23 protein-coding genes are annotated in these 24,851 nt (G+C 70.3%); 7 read left to right on the forward strand and 16 right to left on the reverse strand.

The genetic code is table 11. The features are described 5' to 3' along the window. Positions 1-3 precede the first annotated feature (3 nt). Entirely contained in the window at positions 4-990 is a 987-nt protein-coding gene (gene ispH / locus ACVBD7_RS13715; RefSeq protein WP_458093791.1) for a 4-hydroxy-3-methylbut-2-enyl diphosphate reductase, read from the reverse strand. A 195-nt stretch (positions 991-1,185) separates the two neighbouring features. Between ispH and ACVBD7_RS13720 the strand changes: the two genes are divergently transcribed. Together ACVBD7_RS13720 and ACVBD7_RS13725 are read left to right on the forward strand one after the other, a co-directional pair. Then, the gene (locus tag ACVBD7_RS13720; RefSeq protein WP_458093792.1) at positions 1,186-2,118 is read left to right on the forward strand and encodes a ferritin-like domain-containing protein; all 933 of its coding nucleotides are present in this window, start codon (positions 1,186-1,188) and stop codon (positions 2,116-2,118) included. Between the two features lie 10 nt (positions 2,119-2,128). Continuing rightward, positions 2,129-2,719 (forward strand): CDP-alcohol phosphatidyltransferase family protein, encoded by a 591-nt coding sequence (locus ACVBD7_RS13725; RefSeq protein ID WP_458093793.1) that lies wholly within the window; start codon positions 2,129-2,131, stop codon positions 2,717-2,719. A 101-nt stretch (positions 2,720-2,820) separates the two neighbouring features. On the opposite strand, the gene ACVBD7_RS13730 is transcribed toward ACVBD7_RS13725, so the two are convergent. Genes ACVBD7_RS13730 through aepX form a run of 4 tightly spaced genes read right to left on the reverse strand, consistent with a single transcriptional unit; the run spans position 2,821 to position 7,695 of the window. Further along, positions 2,821-3,921: a 2-aminoethylphosphonate--pyruvate transaminase gene (locus ACVBD7_RS13730; RefSeq protein ID WP_458093794.1), complete on the reverse strand. Its 1,101-nt coding sequence runs from the start codon at positions 3,919-3,921 to the stop codon at positions 2,821-2,823. Continuing rightward, the gene (locus ACVBD7_RS13735) at positions 3,918-4,913 is read right to left on the reverse strand and encodes a lysylphosphatidylglycerol synthase domain-containing protein (RefSeq protein ID WP_458093795.1); all 996 of its coding nucleotides are present in this window, start codon (positions 4,911-4,913) and stop codon (positions 3,918-3,920) included. Before ACVBD7_RS13735 ends, ACVBD7_RS13730 begins: the two co-directional genes overlap by 4 nt. After that, positions 4,910-6,058: a phosphonopyruvate decarboxylase gene (gene aepY / locus ACVBD7_RS13740; RefSeq protein ID WP_458093796.1), complete on the reverse strand. Its 1,149-nt coding sequence runs from the start codon at positions 6,056-6,058 to the stop codon at positions 4,910-4,912. Before aepY ends, ACVBD7_RS13735 begins: the two co-directional genes overlap by 4 nt. Beyond that, positions 6,055-7,695, reverse strand: coding sequence for a phosphoenolpyruvate mutase (gene aepX / locus ACVBD7_RS13745; RefSeq protein ID WP_458093797.1), 1,641 nt, complete (start codon positions 7,693-7,695; stop codon positions 6,055-6,057). The genes aepY and aepX overlap by 4 nt, the downstream gene beginning before the upstream one ends. Positions 7,696-7,812: 117 nt before the next feature. Here aepX and ACVBD7_RS13750 point away from each other — a divergent pair, with 117 nt between their 5' ends. The 3 genes from ACVBD7_RS13750 to ACVBD7_RS13760 all read left to right on the forward strand — a co-directional run bounded on the left by ACVBD7_RS13750 (position 7,813) and on the right by ACVBD7_RS13760 (position 11,990). Next, a complete protein-coding gene (locus tag ACVBD7_RS13750; protein WP_458093798.1) occupies positions 7,813-8,571 on the forward strand; it encodes a phosphocholine cytidylyltransferase family protein in 759 nt (252 codons plus the stop codon). Between the two features lie 47 nt (positions 8,572-8,618). Then, entirely contained in the window at positions 8,619-11,183 is a 2,565-nt protein-coding gene (gene hpnN, locus ACVBD7_RS13755; protein ID WP_458097701.1) for a hopanoid transporter HpnN, read from the forward strand. Positions 11,184-11,252: 69 nt separating this feature from the next. Next, the gene (locus ACVBD7_RS13760) at positions 11,253-11,990 is read left to right on the forward strand and encodes an MlaA family lipoprotein (protein WP_458093799.1); all 738 of its coding nucleotides are present in this window, start codon (positions 11,253-11,255) and stop codon (positions 11,988-11,990) included. A gap of 7 nt (positions 11,991-11,997) precedes the next feature. On the opposite strand, the gene ACVBD7_RS13765 is transcribed toward ACVBD7_RS13760, so the two are convergent. Both ACVBD7_RS13765 and ACVBD7_RS13770 read right to left on the reverse strand, forming a co-directional pair. Further along, positions 11,998-12,624: an ABC transporter substrate-binding protein gene (locus ACVBD7_RS13765; RefSeq protein ID WP_458093800.1), complete on the reverse strand. Its 627-nt coding sequence runs from the start codon at positions 12,622-12,624 to the stop codon at positions 11,998-12,000. A 75-nt stretch (positions 12,625-12,699) separates the two neighbouring features. Next, positions 12,700-13,674 carry a Bug family tripartite tricarboxylate transporter substrate binding protein gene (locus tag ACVBD7_RS13770; protein WP_458093801.1) on the reverse strand — a complete coding sequence of 325 codons (975 nt, stop codon included), beginning with the start codon at positions 13,672-13,674 and terminating at the stop codon, positions 12,700-12,702. 128 nt (positions 13,675-13,802) lie between these two features. Between ACVBD7_RS13770 and ACVBD7_RS13775 the strand changes: the two genes are divergently transcribed. Further along, entirely contained in the window at positions 13,803-14,774 is a 972-nt protein-coding gene (locus ACVBD7_RS13775) for a Bug family tripartite tricarboxylate transporter substrate binding protein (RefSeq protein WP_458093802.1), read from the forward strand. Positions 14,775-14,832: 58 nt separating this feature from the next. Here ACVBD7_RS13775 and ACVBD7_RS13780 read toward each other — a convergent pair whose 3' ends face one another. The 7 genes from ACVBD7_RS13780 to ACVBD7_RS13810 form a co-directional block, all read right to left on the reverse strand. Further along, positions 14,833-15,630, reverse strand: a complete 798-nt coding sequence (locus ACVBD7_RS13780; RefSeq protein ID WP_458093803.1) for a class II aldolase/adducin family protein — start codon at positions 15,628-15,630, stop codon at positions 14,833-14,835. Positions 15,631-15,706: 76 nt separating this feature from the next. After that, positions 15,707-16,852 carry a tricarballylate utilization 4Fe-4S protein TcuB gene (tcuB, locus tag ACVBD7_RS13785; RefSeq protein WP_458093804.1) on the reverse strand — a complete coding sequence of 382 codons (1,146 nt, stop codon included), beginning with the start codon at positions 16,850-16,852 and terminating at the stop codon, positions 15,707-15,709. Continuing rightward, positions 16,839-18,236: an FAD-dependent tricarballylate dehydrogenase TcuA gene (tcuA, locus tag ACVBD7_RS13790; RefSeq protein WP_458093805.1), complete on the reverse strand. Its 1,398-nt coding sequence runs from the start codon at positions 18,234-18,236 to the stop codon at positions 16,839-16,841. Before tcuA ends, tcuB begins: the two co-directional genes overlap by 14 nt. Positions 18,237-18,321: 85 nt before the next feature. Beyond that, on the reverse strand, positions 18,322-18,990 hold the full coding sequence (locus ACVBD7_RS13795; RefSeq protein WP_458093806.1) for a GntR family transcriptional regulator: 669 nt from the start codon (positions 18,988-18,990) through the stop codon (positions 18,322-18,324). Further along, on the reverse strand, positions 18,987-19,763 hold the full coding sequence (locus ACVBD7_RS13800) for an ABC transporter ATP-binding protein (RefSeq protein WP_458093807.1): 777 nt from the start codon (positions 19,761-19,763) through the stop codon (positions 18,987-18,989). The genes ACVBD7_RS13795 and ACVBD7_RS13800 overlap by 4 nt, the downstream gene beginning before the upstream one ends. A 57-nt stretch (positions 19,764-19,820) precedes the next feature. Beyond that, positions 19,821-21,035, reverse strand: coding sequence for a hypothetical protein (locus tag ACVBD7_RS13805; RefSeq protein WP_458093808.1), 1,215 nt, complete (start codon positions 21,033-21,035; stop codon positions 19,821-19,823). Continuing rightward, positions 21,032-21,940 carry a hypothetical protein gene (locus ACVBD7_RS13810; RefSeq protein ID WP_458093809.1) on the reverse strand — a complete coding sequence of 303 codons (909 nt, stop codon included), beginning with the start codon at positions 21,938-21,940 and terminating at the stop codon, positions 21,032-21,034. The genes ACVBD7_RS13805 and ACVBD7_RS13810 overlap by 4 nt, the downstream gene beginning before the upstream one ends. 96 nt (positions 21,941-22,036) lie before the next feature. Between ACVBD7_RS13810 and ACVBD7_RS13815 the strand changes: the two genes are divergently transcribed. After that, complete coding sequence (locus ACVBD7_RS13815) at positions 22,037-23,491, forward strand: PfkB family carbohydrate kinase (protein WP_458093810.1); 1,455 nt, start codon at positions 22,037-22,039, stop codon at positions 23,489-23,491. Between the two features lie 184 nt (positions 23,492-23,675). Here ACVBD7_RS13815 and ACVBD7_RS13820 read toward each other — a convergent pair whose 3' ends face one another. After that, positions 23,676-24,248: a DUF4142 domain-containing protein gene (locus ACVBD7_RS13820; protein WP_458093811.1), complete on the reverse strand. Its 573-nt coding sequence runs from the start codon at positions 24,246-24,248 to the stop codon at positions 23,676-23,678. A gap of 124 nt (positions 24,249-24,372) precedes the next feature. Further along, on the reverse strand, positions 24,373-24,846 hold the full coding sequence (locus ACVBD7_RS13825; protein WP_458093812.1) for an MmcB family DNA repair protein: 474 nt from the start codon (positions 24,844-24,846) through the stop codon (positions 24,373-24,375). Between the last annotated feature and the right edge of the window lie 5 nt (positions 24,847-24,851).

Here is a 24,851-nt window from a genome sequence, read left to right on the forward strand (position 1 = left end):
CTCTTATTCGGCTGGCTGGGTGAGCGTCGCGGCGGATGGCGCCCTGGTCTCGACGTCCCGTGGCTCAGGGTCCCGAAGCTCCACCGGAAGGCGGAACTCGATGTTTTCGTGGATTCCTGTCATCGCCGCAACCTCGACCTCCGTATGCCGACGCAGGGCAGCCAAGACATCCAGGACGAGCTCCTCCGGCGCCGAGGCCCCGGCGGTCAGCCCGACCGTCCGCACGCCGGCCAGCCAGGACAAGTCCAGCTCGCCGCCGTCCGAGATGAGGTGGCTCGGCAGGCCATGTTCAACCCCGATTTCGCGCAGGCGGTTCGAGTTGGAGCTGTTGCGGCTGCCCACCACCAGCAGCAAGTCCACCTGCCCGCACAGCTCCCGCACCGCCGCCTGGCGGTGCTGGGTGGCGTAGCAGATGTCCGAGACGTCCGGCCCCTCGATGTCCGGGAACCGGGCCCGGAGGGCGGCGATGATGCCGCGCGTGTCGTCCACGCTCAGCGTGGTCTGGGTGATGTAGGCGAGTGGGGCATCCGCAGGCAGGTCCAGCCGCGCCACCTCCTCGGCGGAGGAGACGAGATGCACCGGGCCGTCTAGCTGACCGAGCGTGCCCTCCACCTCCGGATGGCCTGCATGGCCGATAAAAACGAGGGTTCGGCCGCGCGCCGCATAGCGCTTGCCCTGGCCATGAACCTTCGCGACCAGCGGGCAGGTCGCATCCAGCACGGGCAGCCCGCGCGCCGCCGCTTCCTGTTCCACCGAGCGCGCGACGCCATGAGCGCTGAAAATGGTGACCGCACCGTCCGGGATCTCGGACAGCTCCTCGACGAAAACCGCCCCTTTGCTTCGGAGAGTCTCGACGACGTGGCGGTTGTGCACGATCTCGTGACGGACATAGACGGGGGCCCCGAAGCGTTCGAGCGAGCGCTCGACGATGTCGATCGCCCTGACCACCCCCGCACAGAACCCCCGGGGCTGGGCCAGCAGAACCCGCATGCGCACCAGATCCTCTCGCCGTTGGGCGCCTGTAAGGCACCCCTGTTACAGAGGTTAGGCGCGGGGTTTCCGATTGCCTATAACCCAGTCGAGAGAGCGTTCCGGTTCCGCGCACCGGGTTGCACTTTCGCACCAGGCACCGATTAATCGATGCCCGGCGCCGCTGCGCCGCCACCTGTTCCGGAAGAAACGCGTATGTCGTCCAGACCTGCCGAGACCGTCCCTCTCGACAGCCCCAAGGTCGCCGAAGCCGACCACTACGCCCGTAACTGGACCTTCGACCGGCCCGGCCCCGTGCGCATCGGCAGCGACGAGCACGGCGTGATGTTCGCCCGCATGCTGCTGGAGACGCACAACCCCTACAAGCCGCGCGTGCTCGACTGGCCGAAGCTGGACGCGGACGCTCATGCCCGCCTGACCAGCCTGCCGATCTGGGACATCGCCGTGCAGACCGAGGGCCGCGCCTCGCTGCGCGTGCTCGACTACGCCGCCACCATCACCGATCCCCTCATGAACGAGGCGATGGTGATGGATGGCAACGAGGAGGCCCGGCACAAGAAGGTGCTGTCCAACCTCGTCGAGGCCTATGGCGTCGTGCTGGAGCCGGAGCCGGAATACACGGGCTATCGTGACGTCGAATGGGGCTGGATGCGCACCGGCTACAGCGAGTGCATCGACAGCTTCTTCGCTTTCGGCCTGTTCGAGGCCGCGCGTCGCTCCGGCTACTTCCCCCCCGATCTCGTGGACACCTTCGAGCCGGTGATCCAGGAGGAGGCGCGGCACATCCTGTTCTTCGCCAACTGGGCGGCCTGGCAGCGTGCGCGCCAGCCGCTGTGGCGCAAGCCGTACTTCCTGGCGAAGACCGCCGCCGTCTGGGCCGTGCTGATCTGGGACCGGCTGGTGCTGGCCCGCGACATGGGCAGCTCCTCAAAGCAGACCAACTTCACGGCCTCGTCCGACTCCATCGGCATCAGCATGAGCGCGGCCGATCTCATCGACATCTGCCTGGCCGAGAACGACCGCCGCATGGCCGGCTACGACCGCCGCCTGCTGCGGCCGACCACCGTGCCCTTCTGGATCCGCATCGGCCGCCGCTTCATGGGCAAGCCCCGTCCGGCCGCCGCCTGAAGGTTCCGCGATGAGCGCCAACACCGTCATTCACCGGATTGTTCGCCCCGCTGTGCGCGCCATTGCGCCTAGCGGGGTGACGCCTAACCAGATCACCACGGTTCGGCTGGTCACCGGAATCGCCGCCGCCCTCGCCTTCGCGCGGGATGCCGGGGTTTGGCAGGATATCGGCGGGGCGATCTTCCTTTTGTCGATGCTGCTCGACCGCGCGGATGGCGAGCTCGCCCGCTCCACCGGCCAGACCAGCCCAGCCGGGCACCGTTACGACCTGCTGAGCGACTGCTTCTCCAACATCATCGCCTTCGTCGGCATCGGCATCGGCCAGATGGCCGTCCTCGGCAGCACCGGCCTCATCCTCGGCGCCGTGGCGGGGGCGGCGATCGGCGCGCTGTTCTGGCAGCTGCACATCCTGCGCATCGGCACGCTGCGCGGCTACGACCTCGCGCCGGGCATCACCATCGACCCGGACGACCTGCTGGCCCTCGTCCCCGTGCTGATCTGGGTGGGCGCGACGGTGCCTATGCTCTGGGCGGCCGCGATCATCACGCCGCTCGCGGCCGTTTACCTCGCCGTCGCAGGGACGCGGCAGCAGCGGGCGTGAAGCAAGGGCGTGGGGAGGTATCCCCCCAGACCCCCTTCTATCTTTGGGGTTTGGCGCTGGCGCGCTGGCGAAGCTGTACCGGCGATCCTGGGACGGGACCTCTACGCGGTCTCCAAGGCCACTAAAGTCTCCTCCACGGCCTCCAGCAGCCGCTCGAAATCCCGGCGGTCCAGCGCCCCGATACAGCCGATGCGGAAGCTCTCCGCCTGGGTCAGCTTGCCCGGGTAAATTAGGAAACCCCGCGCTGCGAGCGCGTCGTAGAAGGCGCGGAAGGCCAGGGGCCGGTCCTTGGGCATGCGGAAGGTCGCGATGATCGGCGCCTGCACCGCCTCATCCAGAAACAGCTCGAAGCCCAGCCGCCGCATCCCGGCCCAAAGCGTGTCGAAGTTGTCCTGGTACCGCCGCCCGCGTGCCGCCGGCCCGCCTTCGTCCTCGAGCGCCCGCAGCGCCTCCACCAGCGCGGCCACCACCTGCACGGGCGGCGTGAAACGCCACTGGCCGTCCTTCTCGAAGCCCGTCCACTGCGCGTGCAGGTCGAAGGACAGGGAGGGGCAGTTCCCCGCCGCCCGTTCCAGCGCGGCCGGCTGCACGAGCGCGAAGCCGAGCCCCGGCACCCCCTCCAGGCACTTGTTCGAGGAGGCGAGCACGGCGGTGACCGGCACGGCGGCCAGATCGATCGGCAGCGCGCCGAAGCTGCTCATCGCATCCAGCAAGAGGGCCCGCCCGGCCTCCGCCACCACAGCCGCGATCTCGGGAAGCGGGTTCAGGATGCCGGTGGTGGTCTCGCAATGCACCAGCGCGACATGGGTAATGGCCGGGTCAGCCCGCAGAACATCGGCCACCGCCGCGGCTTCCACCGGCCGGTTCTCCGCCCAGCGCAGCGTCTCCACCGCGCGGCCAAGGCGCTGCGCGATCGTCACCATGCGCTCGCCATAGGCGCCGTTGATCAGCACCAGCAACTTGTCGGCCGGACCCACCAGCGTGGCGATCGCCGCTTCGACGATGAAGGTGCCCGAACCCTGCAGCGGCACCGCCACATGCGTCCCCTCCCCGCCCGCCACGGCCAGAAGGCGTGCGCGCAGCTCGGCGGTGAGCGCGATGAAAGCCGGGTCGCGCGAACCCCAGTCCCGCAGCATGGCCCGGCGCGTCTCCACCGCCGTGGTCAGCGGCCCCGGAGTAAGGAGGACGGGACTGTCGTTCATGAAGGGCTCCTCGCCGCGGCTTCGGGGCGGGCACGGTCGGCGGCGACGGCCCAGCGCCAGGATATCACCCCCGGCAGGCCCAGGATGATGTCCCGGATACGGCGGATCAGCACCAGCGCGATGGCGCGGTCCGGTGGGATGCCGAACAGCGCGCAGATCAGCACATAGCCGCCCTCCTGCACCCCCAGCGCGCCGGGGATGAAGAAGCCGGCGCTGCGGGCCGCCTGGCCCAGGCTCTCGATCACCAGCGCTTCGGCCAGGCTCGTCTCCAGCCCCAGCGCCCGCAGCGCGGCCCAGGTCTCGAGCACGCCGATGAGCCAGGAAGCGAAGTGCCACAGCCCGCTGCGCCACAGCCGCCCGGGCTGGCCGTAGAGCCGCACCACCGTGTCATGCAGGCCGGACAGTTCCCCGAGCGAGGTCCAGCCCACCCGCGCCGCCAGCTTCGGCAGCATCGTCTCCACCATCCGGAACAGCCCCCAGCGCTGGGCGGCGATGAACACCCCCGTCACCCCGGCGCCGAGCGCGGTGCCGACAACCGCCCATGTCATTGCCGAACTGCCGCCCGCATGCGGGATGGCCAGCAGCACCGCCAGTCCAAGCAGCGAGAACACGATCTGGGAGGCCATCTCCGTGCCGAGATCGATGGCGAGGCTGGCGATCACGCGCAGCTTGTCCACCCCGTAGCGCAGGAGGAGCTGCGCCCGGATCAGCTCCCCCATTGCCTGCACGATGGGCAGCAGCGCGTTGGTCGAAACCCGGATCCAGCGCAGCCAGGCGAGGCCCAGCACCCCCGGCCGGCGCGGATCCTCGATCAGCGGCCCCCAGCCCAGGCCGGAGGCGAAGATCTGCGCCACGTTCAGCGCCAGCACGGCAGGCATCCACCACCCCGTCTCCAGCAGGAGGCGGAGGATCTCGCCGGGATCGTTGGCGAGGATGAGCGCGACGGCAATGGCCAGCCCGACGGCGAGGCTGACCGCGGTGGTCCAGATCACGCGGGCATGGGCTCCGCCAGGAAGTCCCGGAACCGCCGCGCCACATCCGCCGGCTTCACCGTGGGCCGGCCGAGCTTTTCCATCGAGCCCGGCGCGATCCGCAAATGGATCATCGCCGGCCCGCCATGGGCGGTGGCGGCGCGGAAGGCCGCTTCGAACCCGTCCAGCGATGTGGCGGAGGCGGCGTAGCGGTAGCCGCAGGCCAGCGCGATGGCCGCGAAATCGACCGAGGCCGAGACGGTGGCCTGCCCGCCCGTGGAATCATGCACGCCGTTGTCCAGCAGGACATGGATCAGCTTTTCCGGCCCATGGGCACCGATGGTGGCGAAGGTGCCGAGCTTCATCAGCGCCGCGCCATCGCCATCCAGCACCACCACGGGCCGGTTGCTGTTCAGCGCCACGCCGAGGCCCATGCCGCTTGCCCCGCCCATGGAACCCACTTGGTAGAGGTGCTGCCTGCGGTCCGCGAGGGTGAACAACTCCCGCCCGCATTTGCCCGTGGTGGCAATCACCCCGGCTTCGTCCGGCACGATGGAGAGGAAGCGTTCCAGCACGGCGGCACGGCTGGGCCGCGGGCCATTGGCCGGGAAATCCTCGCGCCGGCCGGGCCCCGGCAGCGCGCGCGGCGGCTGGTTCAGCGCGCGATCCGCCACATCGTCCTTGCGGATTACGAAGGCATAGGGGAGGCCCGTCGCCTCCATCCGCTCCACCGCGTGATCGAGCGCGGGTGCCAGCGCCTGCGTCGCCTGCGGGAAGGGCGCCTGCTCCAGCCGCATCAGCGCGATCAGGTCCTGGGTGATCTGCCCCATGACCTCGTGCTGCGGCTCGTCGGGGATGCCGGGCTCCCCGCGCCAGGTGGTCAGGAACAGGGTGGGGATGCGGAAGGGGTGGTTGAGCGAGGTCAGCGGGTTCACCGCATTCCCCAGCCCGGAGTTCTGGCACATCACCACTGTCCGCCGCCCCGCGAGCCAGGCGCCGGAGGCGATGGCCACCGCCTCCCCCTCGCTCGCCGCACCGACATAGGCGAGGGACGGCGTGGAGAGCACGCCGTTGATGAGAGGCGTGAGGAAGCTGCACGGCACGCCCGTGTAGAAGTCGAAGCCGGCACGCCCGGCCTCGGCGATGAAGTCGTCCGCCGTGATCATGTGAAGTTGCGGGCCTCGGCCAGGTCAGTCAGCGTGTCCACGTCCAGCCAGTGGCCGGTGAAGTACTTCACGCGCACGGGGTGCTTGGCCGCGATGCGCGTGAGCAGCAGCGGCAGGTCACCACCCTCGAGCAGCCCTTCCGCCTCCATCGCCGCCATCTCGTCGCGCAGCCATTCGGCGCCGCGCGCGCTGAAGCGCACTAGCCCCATCCACTCGCCGCACAGGGCATCGGGCGCCACGTCCAGCCCCATGTGCTCCAGATGCGCCGGCCGGTCGTCGAGATAGTCACCGGAGAAGCGGCGATCGGCGGCGACGAGGTCGCGCCGGCCGGGATGCGGCTGCACGCCGAGCGTGTCAACGGCCACCACCACATCGGCGCGGCTCGTCAGCAGGCTTTCCAGGATGTAGGGGCGGAACAGCACGTCGCCATAGGCGACGATCGTCTCGCCCTTTATCGTCTCCCGCGCGCAGGCGAGCGACCAGGCCTCGCCCGTTTCGGCATAGCGGTCGTTGTCCAGCGTGCGGATGCCCTGCAGCGAGACGGCCTCCTTGCGATAGCCGCGCACCACCGTCACGTCCCGCACGCCGGTCTCGCGCAGCGTGCCGACAAGGCGTTGCAGCAGCGACTGGCCGCGGATGTCCAGCATGCATTTCGGCTGATCGAGCGTCAGACCGCCCAGCTCGCCGCCCGAAGCCGCCAGCACGATGGCCGAGGGCGCGGGGCGCGCGGGCAGGTAGCGACGCTCCGCCTCCTCCAGCTCCGCATTTCCCATCAGCCGGAAGATGTCCTTCACTGTGGCGACGCTGCCCTCCACGCGCACCAGCGACTCATCCTCATGGACCCGCGCCGCCGTCTCGCGCATCGCGGTCATGGAGGCACGCAGCAGATGGTTCGCCCAGATGATGGTGGAGATGCCGGCCTGGCGGTACAGCTCGGTCGGCGTCGCGTAGTACATCGTGGGCACGATCACCACGGGCGCGCGGTTGGCCCAGCGCTCGGTGAAGGTGAAAATCTCGTCCGCATCCGCCTTCTTGGAATGGATCAGGATCGCGTCCGCACCCGCTGCATGATAGGCCTCGGCGCGCCGCAGCGCCTCCTCCATGCCCTGGCCGGAGATCAGCGCCTCGACGCGCGCGACCAGCACGAAATCATCGTCGGTCTGGCTGTCCTTGCCCGCCTTGATGCGCCCGCAGAACTCGTCCACATCCGCCAGCGGCTGCGCCTCGCCGATAAAGGAGTTGGTCTTGGGGAACAGCTTGTCCTCGATGCACACGCCGGCGATGCCGCGCTCGCACAGCTTGCGCACGAAGCGGCGGACATTGTTGAAGTTGCCGTGCCCGGTATCGCCATCCACGAGGATCGGCAGGGTGGTGGCGTCCGCCATGTATTCCAGCACGTCCAGCACCTGCGTCCAGGACGCCTCGTTGCTGTCGCGCAACCCGAGCGCCGCGGATGTCGTCAGGCCCGAGGCCCAGATGCCGCGGAACCCCGCCTCCTGCACGATCTTCGCCGAGAGGCCGTCATGCGCCTCCATCAAGAAGGACAAGGAGGGCGAGGTGATCTCGCGCCGCAGCGCGGCAAAGCGCGTCACGGGGGCGTCCGCGGCGCGGGGACCCGACAGGCTGGTCTTGCTCAAAACGCTTCCTCTTCCTTCGCTGAGGATCATCCGGGTCTGCCAGAATGGCCATTCTTGCCAGGGCTATATAGTAACTTTAGTTTCACATGGCCTGAAGGCCTTTCCAGGACACCCGGTTTGAACGCTGCCACCGAAACCCCCTCCGCGATCATCCTGGCCGCGGGGGTGGGACGACGTCTCGGCGCGTCGCATGACCGCCCGAAAATCCTGCTTGAATTCGGCGGCCGCACCCTCCTCGCCCGGCACCTCGACGCGCTGGAGCGCCACGGCGTGCGCGAGGTGAGCATGACGATCGGCTTCGAAGGCGCGCAGATCCAGGCGGAGGTCGCGCGCCTTGGCTGGACGGACCGGGTGCGCTTCGTCAATAACCCGCGCTATCGCGAGGGCAGCCTTGTCTCGCTCGCGGTGCAAGAGGCGGCGCTGCGCGCCGGGCGACCGGTGCTGCTGATGGATGGCGACGTGCTCTACGACCCCCGCGTGATCGGCGCCCTGACCACCGCACCCGGCGAGAACGTCCTGCTGCTCGACCGCGAAATCGAGCCCGGCGACGAGCCCGTGAAGATCTGCTTCCGGGACGATGTGATCGTCGATTTCCGCAAGCGGCCGGAACACGCGCATGACCGGCACGGTGAATCCGTCGGCTTCTTCCGCTTCTCCGCCTCCACTGCCGCGGCGCTGGCCGACCGTGCCCGCGGTCTGGTCGATGCCGGCCGTGCCGAGCTGGAATACGAGGAGGCGATCCGCGACCTCATCCTTGCCGAACCCGCCCGCTTCCGGGCCGAGGACATCACCGCCCTGCCCTGGATCGAGATCGACTTCGAGGCGGATGTGCTGCGCGCGCGGAACGAGATCCTGCCGCAGCTGGGGGCCGCCTGACCACCGCCAGCCCTGGCGCACCGCCACGTGCGTCGCTGACCGGCCGGCTGGTCGCGCTCAGCGCCGCCCATCCGTGGCTGGTGCTCCTTCTTACACTCGTCCTCTCGGCAGGGGCTCTGGTCTACAGCGCCCGCCATTTCGCCATGACAACCGACACCGCCGAGTTGATCTCGACGGATCTCGAATGGCGGCAGCGCGAGATCGCCTATGACGCCGCCTTCCCACAGCAGGAGGACCTGGTCGTCGCGGTGGTGGACGGCGCCACGGCGGAGATCGCGGAATCCGCCGCGGCCCGCCTGACCGAAGCCCTGCGCGCCCGGCCCGACCTGTTCCGCACCGTCCGCCGCCCCGATGGCGGCGCCTTCTTCGACCGCAACGGCCTCCTTCTCCTGCCGCTCGAGGAGGTCCAGGCCACCACGGATCAGCTGATCCGCGCCCAGCCCTTCCTCGGCCCGCTCGCCGCCGACCCCAGCCTGCGCGGGGTGATGGGCAGCCTCTCCACCGCGCTGGAGGGCGTCTCGCAGGGCCGGGCGGCGCTGGCCGACATCGCGCCCGCCGCCGACGCCCTCGCCGGCACCTTCGAGGCGGTGCTGGACGGCCGGCCTGCCTTCTTCTCCTGGCGCAGCCTCTTCGCCGGCCAGCCGCCCGGCCCGCGCGAGCTCCGGCGCTTCGTCCTCGTCCAGCCCGTGATGGACTTCCGCGCCCTGCAGCCCGGCGCGGCCGGCAGCGAGGCCATCCGCGCCACCGCACGCAGCCTGGGGCTGGACCCCGCCCACGGCGTCACCCTCCGCCTGACCGGCCCCGTGCCGCTGGCCGATGAGGAGTTCGCCAGCCTCGCCGAGGATGCGGAGCTGGTCACCGGCGCGATGGTGGCGGCGCTGCTGGTCATCCTCTGGCTCGCTGTGCGCTCGGCGCGCTTCGTCGCGGCCATCCTTCTCACCACCATCCTCGGGCTGATCGTCACGGCCGGGCTGGGGCTGCTGGCCACGGGGCGGTTCAACCTCATCTCCGTCGCCTTCATCCCCCTCTTCGTCGGGCTGGGCATCGATTTCAGCATCCAGCTCAGCGTCCGCGCCCTGGCCGAGCGCCTGGGCCATCCGGATATCCGGGATGCCCTCGCCGCCGCCGGCTCGGGCGTGGGGCGCGGGCTGGCGCTGGCCGCCGCCGCCATCGCGGCCGGCTTCTTCGCCTTCCTGCCCACCAGCTATATCGGGGTCGCCGAGCTGGGCGTGATCGCGGGGCTGGGCATGGGCGTCGCCTTCCTGCTCGCCATCACGCTGCTACCGGCGCTGCTCGTGCTGCTGCGCCCGCCAGCCGAGGGGCGGGCCGAGTTCGGCTACCACGCCCTTGCTCCGGTAGAGCAGGCGCTGGGCGATCACCGTCGCGCGGTCCTCGCCGCCGCGGCCCTGGCCGCCGCGGCCTCGATCGCCCTGCTTCCCTTCGTGCGCTTCGACTTCAACCCGCTGCATCTCCGCAGCCCGCATGTGGAATCCATGTCCACCCTGCGGGACCTCTCAGCGGACCCGGACCGCACACCCAACACGATCAGCATCCTCCTGCCCGATCAGGCGGCGGCGGATGCCATGGCAAAGCGGCTGGAGGCCCTTCCCGAGGTCTCGCGGGCGGTGACGCTCAGCAGCTTCATCCCGACCCGGCAGTTCGAGAAGCTGGCGCTGGTGCAGGACGCCGCCACCTTCCTCGCCCCCGCGCTCGAAGGCGTGGAGCCCCTTCTCCCGCCCGACGATGCCGCCCTCGTGCAGAGCATGACCGGTACGGCCGCCGCACTCCGTCGCACGGCCGGGGACGCCGGGGACACCGCCGCGACCGCCGCGCGCCGCCTTGCCGCCGCTCTGGAACGCCTTTCTGCCGGCAGGCCAACCCAGCGCGCCGCGGCGGCGCAAGCGGTCTCCGCACCCCTCGCCACCCTCCTGGCCCAGACCCGCGCGCTGCTCACCGCCGGTCCGGTCACCCCTGCCGACCTACCGCCCGAGCTTGCCGCCGACTGGACGGCGCGGGACGGCCGCGCGCGGGTGGAGGCCTATCCTAGCGGCGACCCCAACGACAACGCGACGCTCCGCCGCTTCTCGGATGCCATCCAGGCTGTTTCCCCCGAAGCCGTGGGGCCGCCCATCTCCATCCGCGCGGCGGGGGACAGCGTGGTCACGGCCTTCATCCAGGCGGGCGTGCTCTCCTTCATCGCCGTCACCCTTCTCCTCGCCCTCGTTCTGCGCCGGGTGCGGGATGTGATGCTGGCGATGCTGCCGGTGCTGCTCAGCGGGCTGCTGACGCTCGCAACCTGCGCCGCGCTCGACCTGCCGCTGAACTTCGCCAACATCATCGCCCTGCCGCTGCTCTTCGGCATCGGCGTGGCCTTCAACATCTATTTCGTGGTCGCCTGGCGGGCGGGCGAGCACGACCTGCTGCAATCCAGCCTGACCCGGGCGGTGATCTTCAGTGCGCTGACCACAGCCACCGCTTTCGGCGCCCTCTGGCTCTCCAGCCATCCCGGCACGGCCAGCATGGGGCGGCTGCTGATGATCTCGCTGGGCTGGGAGATCGTGGTTACCCTTCTCTTCCGCCCTGCCCTTCTCGCTCGGCCGCCCGAGGCCTGACGCGCGCCATCACGACCTCTTGCGTGAATCGCGGCTGTGCCGGCGCGCAGCCGCCTTTATGCTGCCTTCATGGTTCGATTCCTTCACCTCGCCCTGCTCTTCCCGCTTGCCCTCGGCGCCTGCGCCACGCGGGACGCAGGGGGCGAGCTGGCTTCGACCCCCGGTGACCCGCTGGAGCAGACGAACCGGCAGGTGCTGGACGTGAACCTTGCCGTGGACGACGCGGTGCTGCGCCCGGTAGCGCTGGGCTATCGTGAGGTGGTGCCGGAATACGCCCGCACCCGTGTCCGCAACGTGCTGGACAACATGTCGGAGCCGCGGATTTTCGCGAACAACATCCTCCAGGGCCGCCTGCTGGATGCCGGCCACACGACGATGCGGTTCTTCTTCAACTCCACCATCGGCCTCGCCGGCCTGTACGACGTTGCCACCGATTTCGGCATCGCGCGCCGCACCGGCGACTTCGGGCAGACGCTGCATTCCTGGGGCGTGGAGTCCGGCCCCTATCTGATGCTGCCCCTCGCCGGCCCATCTAACGTGCGGGACACGGTGGGCACGGTGGGCGACGGCTTCCTGAACCCGATCAGCTGGCTCCTGCCCTTCGAGGGCAACGTGGCCCGCACCGTCGTCGGCGGCGTGGACCTGCGCGAACAGAATATTGAGGGACTGGACGCGCTCCGCAGCGGCTCGCTCGACTTCTACGCGCGGCTGCGCAGCGTGTGGCAGCAGCGCCGCGAGGCCGAGCTGGGCCGCACGGGCGATGCCGGCGACCGCATTGACGTGCTGGAGGACCCGGGCGCCCGCTGACGCGGGCTCAGCCCTGTAGCAGTTCCGCCGTCCGCCGCCGCAATTCTGCCGTCAGCCGCTCCGCGCCGCCCTGCTGCAGCACGCCCGCGAATTCCGAGCGGCGCGAGGCGAGTTCGCTGATCGTGCCGGTCAGGTACACGTCCACGATCCGCCAGCCGCCGCCCGCGCTGCGCATGAGGTAGTTCAGCTGCACCGGCGCGTCGCTCACCCGGTTCAATGAGGTGCGCACCAGCCGGTCGCCGCTCTGCAGTGTGGTCTCGCCCGTGGTAGTGAAGCTCTCGCCGGAATAGCCGTTGAAGCGGTTGGCATAGGTCGCGATCGACCACTCGGAGAAGGCCTGCACCAGCGCCGACTGCTCGGCCGGTGCCATACGCGACCATGCCGGGCCCACCGCGATCCGCGTCATTGCCGCCAGGTCGAAGGCCGCCTCCATCGCCGGTTGCAGCCGCTGGTAGCGCCCCCGTGTGCCGAGGCTGCGGGCGTTCCGCATCAGCTCGATCAACGTGCCGTGGAAGCGCTCCACAACGGAAGCCGGCGCGTCCTGCGCGTGTGCCGGCCAGGGCAGCGCGGCGGCGGCACCGAGGAGGAGGATCAGCCGGCGCGGCGGCGCGGCGGGGGAGTGGAGATCGGCCATGGCGCGCAACCTAGTGCCGGACAGCCCGCGGTCAAACCACCGCGGGCCTGAACTCCCCGGGATCACACGGCGCCGTTACTGCGCCGTCACCTTCGCCGCCCGGATCACCGGGGTCCACAGATCCAGTTCCGTCAGGACGAAGCGGTCCAGCTCGGCGGGCTCGGAGGGCTCGGCTTCGGTCCCCAGCTCGGCCAATCTTGCCCGGGTCGCTGGGTCGTTCAGCACGTCCCGGATTACGGCGTTCATCCGCGTCACGATCTCGGGCGGGGTGGCGCGCGGGGCGAACAGCGCGGTCCAGGACCGTACCGCGAAGCCGGGTACGCCGCTTTCGGCCACGGTCGGGATCTCCGGCTTCAGCGCCGACCGTCGCTCTCCTGCCACGGCCAGGATCTTCACCGTCCCAGCCTCGCCCTGGGGCAGCGCCGTAGGCAGGTTGAGGAAGGCGAGCGAGACCTGCCCAGCCACGAGGTCGTTCAGCGCCGGCCCGCCGCCGCGATATGGCACGTGCACGATGTCCACTCCCGCCGTCATCGCGAAGAGCTCGCCGGCAAGATGTTGCGACCCGCCGACGCCGGAGGAGGCGAAGGAATGCTTGCCCGGCTCGCGCTTCAGCAGCGCCAGCAGCCCGGGCAGGTCGGAGACGCCGAGCCGGTTCGCCACTGTCAGCGCCAGCGGCACGTCCACCAGCATCGACACGCCGGCGAAGGCCGTGCGCGGGTCCGGCGACTGCGCGGGCGCGACGATCGGATTCATCACATGGTTGCTGGCCGAGGAGACGAGAAAGACGCTGCCGTCCGCCGGCCCGCGCGCCACCTGCCCCATGCCGATCGCGCCGCCCGCCCCCGTGCGGTTCTCCACCACGAAGGACTGGCCGAGCACCGCCTGCAGCTTCGGCGCCAGCAGCCGCGCGACCACATCGTTCGAGCCGCCGGCCGCATAGGGCACGACGAGCGTCACCGGCCGGTCAGGCCAGGCGCGCTGTGCCAGCGCCGGCATCGCAACCATGCCACTGGCACCCGCCAGCAGGCTGCGCCGCGTCGTCTCGACCATCCCTCTCTCCCCTTCGTCCCCCGTTCCGGGGTGGTTCACCCGATGCGTGATCGGCGCTTGCGCCGCACCGCGCACGCTTGCCACGATAGATCAACGGAGCCGCCGGAGCGCGGACCACGGAGGACGCCATGAACACCACGCGCCGCGGACTGATGCTCGCAGCCCCTGCCCTCGTACCCGTGCTTGCACATGCGCAGCCCGCGCGCTGGCCGGACCGGCCGGTGCGCATCGTCGTCTCCTTCACCGCGGGCGGTACGACGGACATCATCGCGCGCATCGTCGGCAACCAGCTCTCCGAGCGTTGGGGTCAGCCCGTGGTGATCGAGAACCGCCCCGGCGCGGGCGGCAATATCGGCACGGAATACGTCGTCCGCTCGGCGCCCGATGGCTACACGCTGCTCGTCGCCTCGGTCGGGCCGCTGGCCGTGAACATGTCGCTCTACAAGTCCATGCCCTATGACTCCCGCAAGGACCTCGCGCCCATCACCCTGCTGGCGGGCGTACCCAACATCCTCGTCGTCGCGCCGGACTTCCCGGCACGCAACGTGGCGGAGCTGGTGGCGCTGGCGAAGGCGAAGCCCGGCGAGCTCTCCTACGGCTCCACCGGCGTCGGCACCTCGTCCCATCTTTCCGGCGCGCTGCTGGACCAAATGGCGGGCATCCGCACCACCCATGTGCCCTATCGCGGCGCCGTCGCGCTGAACGACCTGCTGTCGCGCCGCATCGACTTCATGTTCGCCACCATCCCCTCGGTGATCGAGCAGATCCGCTCGGGCAAGCTGCGCCCGATGGCGGTTTCCAGCCTGCAGCGCTCGCGCTCCTCGCCGGACGTGCCGGCCATGGCGGAGCTGGGGTACCCGGGCTTCGACGCCTCTTCCTGGTTCGGCATGGTGGCGCCGGCAAATACGCCGCGGGAGATCGTGGCCAAGATCCAGGCGGATACGGCCGCCATCCTCCGGCGCCCGGATATCGAGAAGCAGATGGTGGACCAGGGCGCCGATCCCGTCGGCAACAGCCCGGCCGAGTTCGGCGCCTATATCGATTCCGAAATCCGGCGCTGGACCGAGGTCGTCCGCGTCTCCGGCGCCGCTGTGGAGTAGCGCATCGGGTCGCGTGCGGAGCCGCGGCATCGGGGCCGGCTCCGCGCGCATCGCCTCCCTATTCCGCGTAGCTCGCGTCGAGCCGGTCGAGCATCCGCAGCAGCCCAGGCCACTCCATCAGCCCGTAGGGACGGCGGACATTCGGCTGGTAGTTCTGGAAGGTCGCGTCCAGCACCGCCTGCGGAACCGGATGCAGGGGCGTGTTGCAGGACATGGCCGCGATCTGCGCGCGGCAGGACAGCTCCAGCCGGTGCAGCGCGTTGAAGGCCTCGCCCACCGTGTTGCCGATCGTCAGCAGCCCGTGGTTCCGCAGGATCATGGCGTTGTTGTTGCCGAGGTTGCGGATCAGCCGCGCCTGCTCGTCCAGGTTCAGCACCACGCCTTCGTATTCGTGGTAGCTGATATTGGTGAAGCGCATCGCCGTCTGCGTCATCGGCAGCAGCCCGCATTCCAGCGAGGACACCGCCATGCCCGGCCAGGTGTGCGTGTGTATGACGCAGTCGACCTCGTGCTTCGCGCCGTGGATCGCGGAGTGGATCACGTAGCCCGCGCGGTTGATGCCGAAATTGAAATCCCCGTATCCCGGCTTGGCGAGAATGTTGCCGTCCAGATCGACCTTGATGAGAGAGGAGGCCGTGATCTCCTCGTACATCATGCCATAGGGGTTGATGAGGAACGCCCCATCCTCCCCCGGTACACGGACCGAGATGTGGTTCGCCATCATGTCCGCCATGCCGTAATGCGCGACGAGCCGGTAGCAGGCCGCGCAATCGATCCGCGCCTGCCATTCGGCCGGCGTGACACGCTCGCGCATCGGGCTGATCCGCAGCGTCTTGCGTGCATTCTCGAGCATCATCCGCTCCTCCTCGGCCTCGGGCGGCTTGGCGCCGCCTCCGCATGTTCCGCCCGCCGTGCGCGCCGGGCCAGTGTTTTTACGCCGCCGAACCCAGGGCCCGGTCGGACGGCTTGTTGCCCGGCGGCGGCGTCGGGTGCCGCTCCAGGGCGTGCCGGAACAGCGCCGCCGAGCGGTACACCGCGTGCACCATCTTGCTGTAGGGGATCACCGCGAAGAGCGTGAAGATCACGCCCAGATGGATCGCCAGCAGCACGCCCATCGCGCCCGTGTCGCGCAGGCCCAGCAGCAGCAGCCCGGTGGCCGCGGCCAGGAACAACAGCACCAGCAGCGCGTAATCCGCGCCCAGCAGATTGCGCGCAGCCGGCGCGGGATCGGACACGATCTTCACCCAGATCAGCCCCGCCGTCCCGATCACCATCCCCACCCCGCCCCAGGTGCCGAGCTGCACGGGCAGGCTCCAGAAGGGATAGGGCGCGATCTGGCCGAGGAAGTGGTCGTAGAAGGTCGCCGTCGTGGTCGAGGCGAAGCAGAGCATGAAACCGTAGAACATGAAGTGGTGGAACCGACGCCGGACCTGGGAGAACCCCTCGTCCACGTCGTTGCAGCCCCCGCCCCCGCCGCCGAGGTTCTTCAGCGTGAGAATGTCGTGCAGCGCGACCATCAGCGGCTTGCCCGCCCGCAGCTCATCCGCCCGCCCGCCCGTATCCCGCCAGAAGTTGCGGAACCCCATCGCCAGCGCCAGCACGGCGAACAGCGAGGTTCCCCCCGCCAGCGTCACCATCAACCACCAGGGGATCACGCGGTAGAAGGCGCCCGGCCCGACCTGCGGCTGATACAGCACGCGCGAGTCCACCAGCGCCATCGTCAGGATCAACGCGAGCGCGATGCCCGCGACCAGGGCGAGCGACACGATGGTGCCGTTCCGCTTAAATAGCCCCGCTAGCGGCCCCGGCCAGGCATATTCCTCATAGGTCTCGGACCGAACCTGGGCGAGCACCTGGGGCAGGTTGATGTTGAAGGGATGCGGCGGCGCGTACTGGCACGCGTAGTAGCAGCCCCGGCAGTTGTGGCAGAGATTGGCGATGTAGCTCAGATCGCCGCCCGTGAACTCGCGGCGCATCGTCATCGCGGGGAAGACGGCGCAATAGCCCTCGCAGTAGCGGCAGGCGTTGCACACCTCCATCGAGCGACGGGCTTCGGTGACGGCCTCAGTTTCGCGCATTGCGTGCGGCCTCCCTGCCTGCAATCCGCCCGAAGACGGTCCCGATCGCCATGCCGAAGCCGGCGAGATAACCCTTGCCGAGAATGGAGCCGGCCATGATCTCGCCCGAGGCGAACAGATTCGCGCAGGGGCGGCCATCATCCATCAGGACCCGCGCCGTCTCGTCCACCTTCACGCCGAGATAGGTGAAGGTGATGCCCGGCCGCAGCGGATAGCCGATGAAAGGCGCATCCGTGATCGGCCGCGCCCAGTGCGTCTTCGGCGGCTCCAGCCCTTCGGTGCGGCAGCCATCCAGCCGGGTGGAGTTGAACTCGCCCGGCACGCAGGCCGCGTTGTACTCGGCGACGGTCTTCTCCACCGCCTTCGGATCCAGCCCCAGCTTCACCGCCAGCTCACCCACGCTGTCCGCCTTGATGGCGGGGAAGACGCTGGGCATGAACAGCCGCTCGGACTTCACGTCGATGATGGCATAGGCCACTTGGTCCGGCTGCTGCGCCACCAGCCGCCCCCAGATGGCGTAGCGCTTGGGCCAGACATCCTCGCCCTCGTCGTAGAAGCGCTCACCATGCTTGTTCACGACGACGGAGAAGGGCACGCAATCCAGCCGCGTGACGATGCCGCCATCGAATTTCGGCGCCCGCCCGTCGATTGCCACTGCGTGGCACTGGGTGGGATCGCCCACCGAGGCGACGCCCTGATCCAGCAGGTTCCTGAGCACCTTGCCCTTCGCGTAGGGCGTGCCCCGAATGAGGAAGTTGCGCGCTGCCGGCCCCCAACCCTTTTCCAGCCACTCCAGATCCGCCTGGAACCCGCCGGAGGAGGCCACCACCACCTTCGCGCGCACCGTCTCGGGGAAGCCGCGATGGTCGATCACCACCTCACGGACGAAGCCGTCATCCATGCGGATGTCCACGGCTTCCGTGTCGTAGAGGATGTCGATCCCCAGCCGCTCGGCCGTCGCGAAATAGGCGTTCACCAGAGCCTTGCCGCCGCCCAGGAAGAAGGCGTTGGTGCGGGACAGGGACAGCGTGCCCGAGAGCGAGGGCTGGAACCGCACCCCGCATTCTTCCATGAAGGGCAGCGCATCATGGGTAAGGCGGATGGTCATCCGCGCCAGGTTCTCGTCGGTTTCTCCACCGGTGACCCGCAGCAGGTCGTCCCAGTACTCGTCCTCGAGATAGGCCTCGGTCAGTACCTTGGTCGGCTCGGGATGCATGGTCCGCATGTTGCGGGTGTGGCGGGAATTGCCGCCGCGGAAGGCCTTGGGCGCGTGCTCGATCAGCAGCACGGAGCAGCCCGCCTGGCGCGCGGTCACGGCGGCGCAGAGGGCGGCATTGCCTCCCCCGATCACCAGCACGTCCCACACCCGCGAGAAATCCGGCATCGCGCCCTCCAACTGTATACCAGCGGATACGATTTCGCCGGGCGCGGATCAAGCCGGCTCTGGCGGGCGCGGCATGACAGAGGCCTCAGCCGGCCGCGCCGGGCCCGTGCTCCAGCCCGATCCGGACCTTAAAGGCGTTGCGGATGTGCCGCCGGGCCGCGGCCTCCGCGGCCTCTGCATCCCGCGCCTCGATCGCGGCCACGATCGCCGCGTGCTCCTCCACCGATTCCGCGCCGCGCTTCGGCACGGCCAGGGTGGTGCCAGCCAGCAGCGCCAGCGAGACCCGCAGCGTCTCCAGGCTGGTGTTGAGGAACCGGTTGCGGGCGGAGAGCCGGATCTGCCGGTGAAAGGACCGGTTGGTGCCCGCCAGCGCCGCCGGGTTCTCCAGCAGGCCGCGGTCGCGCTCCACCATCTCCCGCAGGATCTCGACCTCGGTCGGCGTCGCATGGGTGGCGGCCAGGCCCGCGGCGGTGCCCTCCAGTACCTCGCGCATATGGTACAGCTCGGTCATCTGCGCGTAGTCGAGGCTCGCCACCACCGCGCCGTGATGCGGCTCGTGCAGCACCAGTCCCTGCGCCTCCAGCCGCTTCAGCGCCTCCCGCACCGGGGTGCGGCTGATGCGGAAGCGCTCGGCCAGCTCCGCCTCACGCAGCCGGGTGCCAGGCGGCAGCGCGCCGCCCTCGATCGCCTCCAGCAGCTGCTCATAGGCCCCGCTGCCAGAGGACCGGCTGGGGCGTGGGTCCACGCGCGTCATCCCGCCCGCCGGTTCCGCGCGATGTCCAGGAACACCTCCTCCAGATCGTCCCGCCCGTAGCGCGAGAGCAACTCGGCCGGGGAGCCGCTATCCACCAGCCGTCCCTGCTTCAGCATCAGCACATGGCCGCACATCCGCTCCACCTCGGCCATGTTGTGGGAGGCGAGCAGGATCGCGCAGCCGCTCTCCTCCCGGTATCGCTCCAGCCAGCCCCGCACCCAATCGGCCGTGTCCGGGTCCAGGCTCGCCGTCGGTTCGTCCAGCAGCAGCACGTCCGGCCGGTTGATCAGGGACTTGGCCAGTGCCACCCGGGTCTTCTGCCCCGCAGAGAGCTCCCCCGCCGGCCGGTCCAGCAGATCCGTCAGCGAGAGCTGCACCGCCAGTTCCGCAATCCGCGCCCTCGCATCCGGCACGTCATAGAGATGCGCGTAGACCTTCAGATTCTCCCGCACGCTCAGCCGATGCGGCAGGGCGATGTAGGGTGAAGAGAAATTCGCCCGCGCCAAGGCCGCGAAACGGTCCGTGGCCATGTCATGCCCCAGCACCCGCGCGCGCCCGGCGCTCGGGATCAGCAGCCCCAGCAGCATGGCGATGGTCGTGCTCTTCCCCGCGCCATTGCCGCCCAGCAGCCCGAAGGTGGCGCCCCGGGGCATGGTGAAGGAGAGGGCATCCACCGCCACCGTCTCGCCGTAGCGCTTGGTGAGTCCCTCGGCCGCGATGGCCCAGATCCTGGCGCTGTCCTGGGGTTCGGCGACAATGGCGGTGTTGCGCATCGCACGGGCATAGGACGCCCGCTAGCGCCCCGCCAGGACGCCGGTCTTCACAACCTGTCAGTGCCGGAGATGCCGGTCCGTCGCGCGGCCCTGGAACAGGCTGATCCCGTTCTCCCAGCCCCAGGCAATGGCGGCTGCCCGGTCCGCTCCCGTCAGGACGAGTGGCATCCCGGCCCGCCCCAGCGCACGAGCAGGTCCGGGATCACCGGGCAGGAAATCGCTCCAGGCCAGCCGCACCACTCCCACCCCAATCCGCGCCGGGGGCAGCAGCGCCAGCGCCCCGCCGCCCGGTGCCTCCAGCGCCAGCCCGTAGCCGCGGCTGAGCGCCAAGTCCCGTCCGAGCGCGTAGCCCGCCGGGTCCGACAGCACCTCCCCCGCCGCCACGGCCAGGGTCAGCATTGGCCGCACCGCCCCCGGCAGCCGCGCATCCAGTGCGAGGAAAGCATCGGAGGTGAGCGCCGCGACCGAGAGCGACAGATGCAGCGGACGCGGCACCGCCAGCCATTCCGGCCGGGCGACACCCGCCAGCATCCGCATCTCCAGCGCCAGCCGTAGCCGCGCGGCCAGCGCCGGCGCCCCGTCCAGCCCGCAGCCGGGCAGCAGCCGGTCGCGCAATGCACCGACCATCGGAACGAGCGAGTCCGCCACCACGGCGGATTCCCCCGCGGGCGTCAGGCGCAGGATCGGCTGGCGGCGCAGATAGGGGGATGGATCAGCCCGTTCGAGGCTGGGCAGGGTTGCCGCCAGGGCCTCGGCTTCCAGCACCGAAGGCTCGGGCGCGGCCTCCACGAGGGGGCGGGCCAGGCCAAGGCTTTCCTCCAATCCGGCCAGCAGGGCGCCAGACTGCTCGGGCAGGCGAAGGCCGAGCACCAACTGCGCGATCCTTGCCTCATCCGCCGCGCCGTCCAGCACGCGGAGCACAGCAGGCCGCAGCGTATCCGGCGGCGCCGTCGCCACGGCCATGTCGCCATCCGGCAGATGGAAAACCCGCGCGCGGCGGGCATGCTGGGGCAGTGCCAGCGCTTCCCGCAGCAGGCGGCGGTGATGCGGTCGGTCCAGGCCCTTGGGCAGGCGGGAAAGCCGCAGCCACAGGACATCGCGCACCGAACCCGAGGCAAGGCAGCGCCGCACCAGCGCCGCAAGATCCGCCGCGCCGCCATCCGGCCCTGTCAGCGGCGGCGGGTCCTCCATGCCGAAGCTCCTGGGCCGGGACGCCTCCGGCCAGGTCGCACGCAGGATGGGCTGCGGCACGATCCCGGGATCGGGGATCATCCCGCCGCCCGGCGCCGGAGCGCGGCGAGAAGCCGGTCGGGCTGCGGGCCGGCGAAGCGCGCCATGCCCCGCGCCAGCCCCCATTCCAGCGCCGCCGCGTCGGCCACCCCTTCCAGCACCACCCGACCAGGGCTCAGCGCGTGCCAGAAGCCAGGCGGCAAGCCGTCCAGCGCCGGATCGAAGACGAGATGCAGCACGGTTCCGGGCAGATGGGCCGGATCAAGCATGGCCAGCCCCACAGCACCCGGTGCCACCACGGCGAAGGGCCGCGCGGGCGGGCAGGCCAGCGACTGGGCGGGCAGCAGGGGCAGGACATCGGCCGGGGCGTCGCGTAGCGCCTCCGGCGGCATATCCAGGTGAAGCTGCCCCCCGAAGGATGGGACCAGCCGCGTTGCCCGGCGTGCCACCAGTTCCCACCCATGGGCCTGCCACGGCTCGCCGGCCCAGCGCGGCCCGAGCGCAGCGGCAATGGCACTGGAGGAGGGCAGCAGCCGCAGACCGGCCGGCCGCGGCACCCCGCCCGGGCCGAAGCCGAGGATCGGCCGGCGTTCCAGTAAAGAATCGATCGGCCGGGCCGTCAGGATCGCTTCCGGCCCGGTGCCGAAGGGCGGCGGGGATGGCGGCGCGGCCAGCGCCTCGGTCAGCAGCGCGGCGTCGCGCCCGTTCAGCACCGAGGAAAGGGTGCGGCGGGCCATCTCCAGCGCCGGGGGCGCCGCCTCCAGCCGCCAGGTACCGTCCCCGCCATCGGAGACCCGGCCGCCGCGGTTGCGCGCGGCATCCTCCAGAAGGGCGCGGGCGACCCGATGCGCCTCCGGCGCCAGCCCAGGGCCGGGGCGGAAGAGAAGGGACGCGATCGGTGGCACCTCATGGGCCAGCGGCGCGGAGGAAGGCGTGAAGGGGATCATCGCACCGGGGAATCTGCCGCCCCAGGGGTTAACGCTCCGTCACCGCGCCCCCCGGCCGGTTGCCACCCGCCCCGGCGGCGGGCTACGCCGAGAGTGATGACTGGCCCCGCGCCCGAAACCCCCATTCCGCCCATGGCCGCCGCCGACCTGGCCGAGGCAGTGCGAACCCTCCGGCGCGCCTCCGTGCTCGTGGTCGGCGATGCCATGCTGGACCGCACGGTCTATGGCCATGTGAACCGCATCTCGCCCGAGGCCCCCGTCCCCGTTCTCACGGTGGAGCGGGAGGTGGCGATGCCCGGCGGCGCCGGGAACGTGGTGCGCAACCTCACCGCGCTCGGCACCTCCGTCGCCTTTCTCTCAGTGGTGGGCGACGACCAGGCGGGGTCCGACCTCACCGGGCTGATCGGCGGCCAGCCGGGGGTGGAGCCCTGGCTGCTCGTCCAGGGCGGCCGCACCACAACTACGAAAACCCGCTTCATCGCCGCCGGTCAGCAGTTGCTGCGCGCCGACCAGGAGGTAGCGCAGTCCATCCACCCGCGGCTGGCGGACCGGCTGGTGCGTATCGCGCAGGACACAGTGGCGGCCACCAAGGTCATGGTGCTGTCGGACTACCGGAAGGGCGTCCTCTCGGGCGACGTGCCGGAGCGGCTGATCGCCGCCGCGCGCGCGGCCGGGCGGCGGGTGGTGGTAGACCCCAAGGGCGAGGACTTCACTCTCTATTCCGGCGCCGACCTGCTGGTGCCCAATCGCGCAGAGCTTCGCCGGGCCACGGGGATGAGCGTGGACAGCGAGCACGCCATCCTCGCCGCCGCCCGCGTCCTGCGCGACCGCCTGGGCATCGGCGCCGTGCTGGTCACCCGCGGGCGCGACGGCATGACGCTGCTGGATGGCGACACCTCCCACAACTTCCCCGCCGAAGCGGCCGAAGTCGCGGACATCTCCGGCGCCGGCGATACGGTGGTGGCTGTGGTGGCCGCGGGCCTGGCCGCCGGCCTGCCCATGCCTGTCGCGGCGCGGCTCTCCAATCTCGCGGCCGGGCTGGTGGTCGGCAAGCTTGGCACTGCCGTCGCGCGCGATACGGAGATGCTGGAGGTCCTGGGCGGTGAGCACGGTGCGCTGCGCAAGATCGTCTCCCGCGGCCGGGCTGCCGAGGTGGCGGAGCGCTGGCGTCGGCGCGGCTGGCGCGTCGGCTTCACCGACGGGAATTTCGACCTGCTGGAGCCCGGCCATATCCATCTGCTGGAGCAGGCCCGGCGCTGGTGCGACCGGCTGATCGTCGGCGTCCACACCGATGCCACCGTGCGGCGCCTCAAGGGCCCAGCACGGCCGATTCAGGCGGAGGCGGCGCGCGCGGCCGTTCTCGCATCCCTGCCCACGGTCGACCTCGTCACCTTCTTCGAGGAGGAGACCCCGCTGGCGCTGATCGAGGCAATTCGCCCCGATCTGCTGGTGAAGGGCGCGGACCACCGGCTCGAGGAGGTGGCGGGCGGCATCATGGTGCAGGAATGGGGCGGTGTCGTGCGCCTTGCGGAACTTCTGCCTGACAGCTGAGGGGTAAACTGAGGCGGTGGCTCCAGAGGGGAAAAGGAATTTCCCCTCTGGACACCCCCCATCTTCGTCTGAAGGGCTGCTAGGCGGGAGAAGTACCGCCGCCAGTACCGCCCTCGATCATCGGGGTTTCCCGGTGGGCGCGCAGCGGGCCAGCCCGCCGCGCGCAACGGAAACCCCAGCCGGCTCAGCGACGGCCCTGCAGCATTCCGATATCGATCAGGTGCTCGCGGATCCGGTCGCTCGCCAGCAGGCCGGTGATCTTGTCCGCCACCGGCGCCTGGCTCTCGGCAATCGCGGTGGTCAGGTTCAGCAGCTCCTGGTGGCCCTGCTCCTGCACCTGCAGGAACAGGCGGTCGAACTCGGCGCCGCTGGCCGCCTGCAGGCGCTGCATCACCTGGTACTTTTCGCCGCCAAACTGCGGCTCGGGGAAGTTGTGGCCGGCCAGCTTCATCGCCTGGGCCACGCCCTCCTGCTCGCGCACCTCGAAATTGGCAAAGCGCTTCACGTCGGGGTTGGAGCCGCGCTCCATGCCCAACCGGGCCGTGGCGAGGGAGAAGGCGCCGGCTTGGTGCGCCATCATCGCCAGCTGCTCCGGCCGCGCATTGGCCAGGTTGGCGGGCGGGGTGCTGGCCTGCGGGGTGGCGCCGGGACCGGGGGCGCGGCCACTATCGGCGGTGTTGCCGCCGGTCTGGGCGAAGGCGGCGACGGGAAGAAGGCTGGCGCCCGCAAGGGCGAGCGAGATCGAGCGGCGGTTCATGTCGGCGTGTCTCCGGTGGTGGCGCCCCGGGGGGCAGGCGCCTGTTCAGAACGACCGGAGAGGCAAGGGGGTTCCGCTGGATGAAAGGATCAAAGGTCGCGGAGGCGGGGGTTGACGGATCGCCCTACTCACAGAGCAGCGCGGCCCGCATCTCCTGCGCACCGACCGGATCGCACATCGCCGCCAGCCGCCCGGCCGACAGCACGGCGTAGCGGTGCATCAGCGACTTGCGCCGGGCGCCGGCCAGCGGCTTGTGCTCGGTGTCCCTGACCATCACGGCATCGAAGCCGTCGCTGACGATCAGCCCGATCTCCTCGGGGATCAGTTCCTGCGGGAAGTCCACATCGACGGCGAAGTACAGCCGGTCGCACCAGTCCCGGTACTCGTGCCATTTGTTGTCGGTCAGGAAATCGCGCGGGCCGGACTTCACCTCGATGGCGAAGAGGCAGCCCTCGGGGGTCAGGGCCATGATGTCCAGCCGGCGCCCGCAGGGAATGGGCATTTCGGCCAGGGGGGCCCAGCGGTTGCGGGCGCAGAAGCGCATGGCGGCACGGCAGGTGGTGGCCGTGCGCTCGGGGATGGTGAGGTCCAGAGGCATGGCCC

Source organism: Roseomonas sp. WA12, assembly GCF_054165765.1.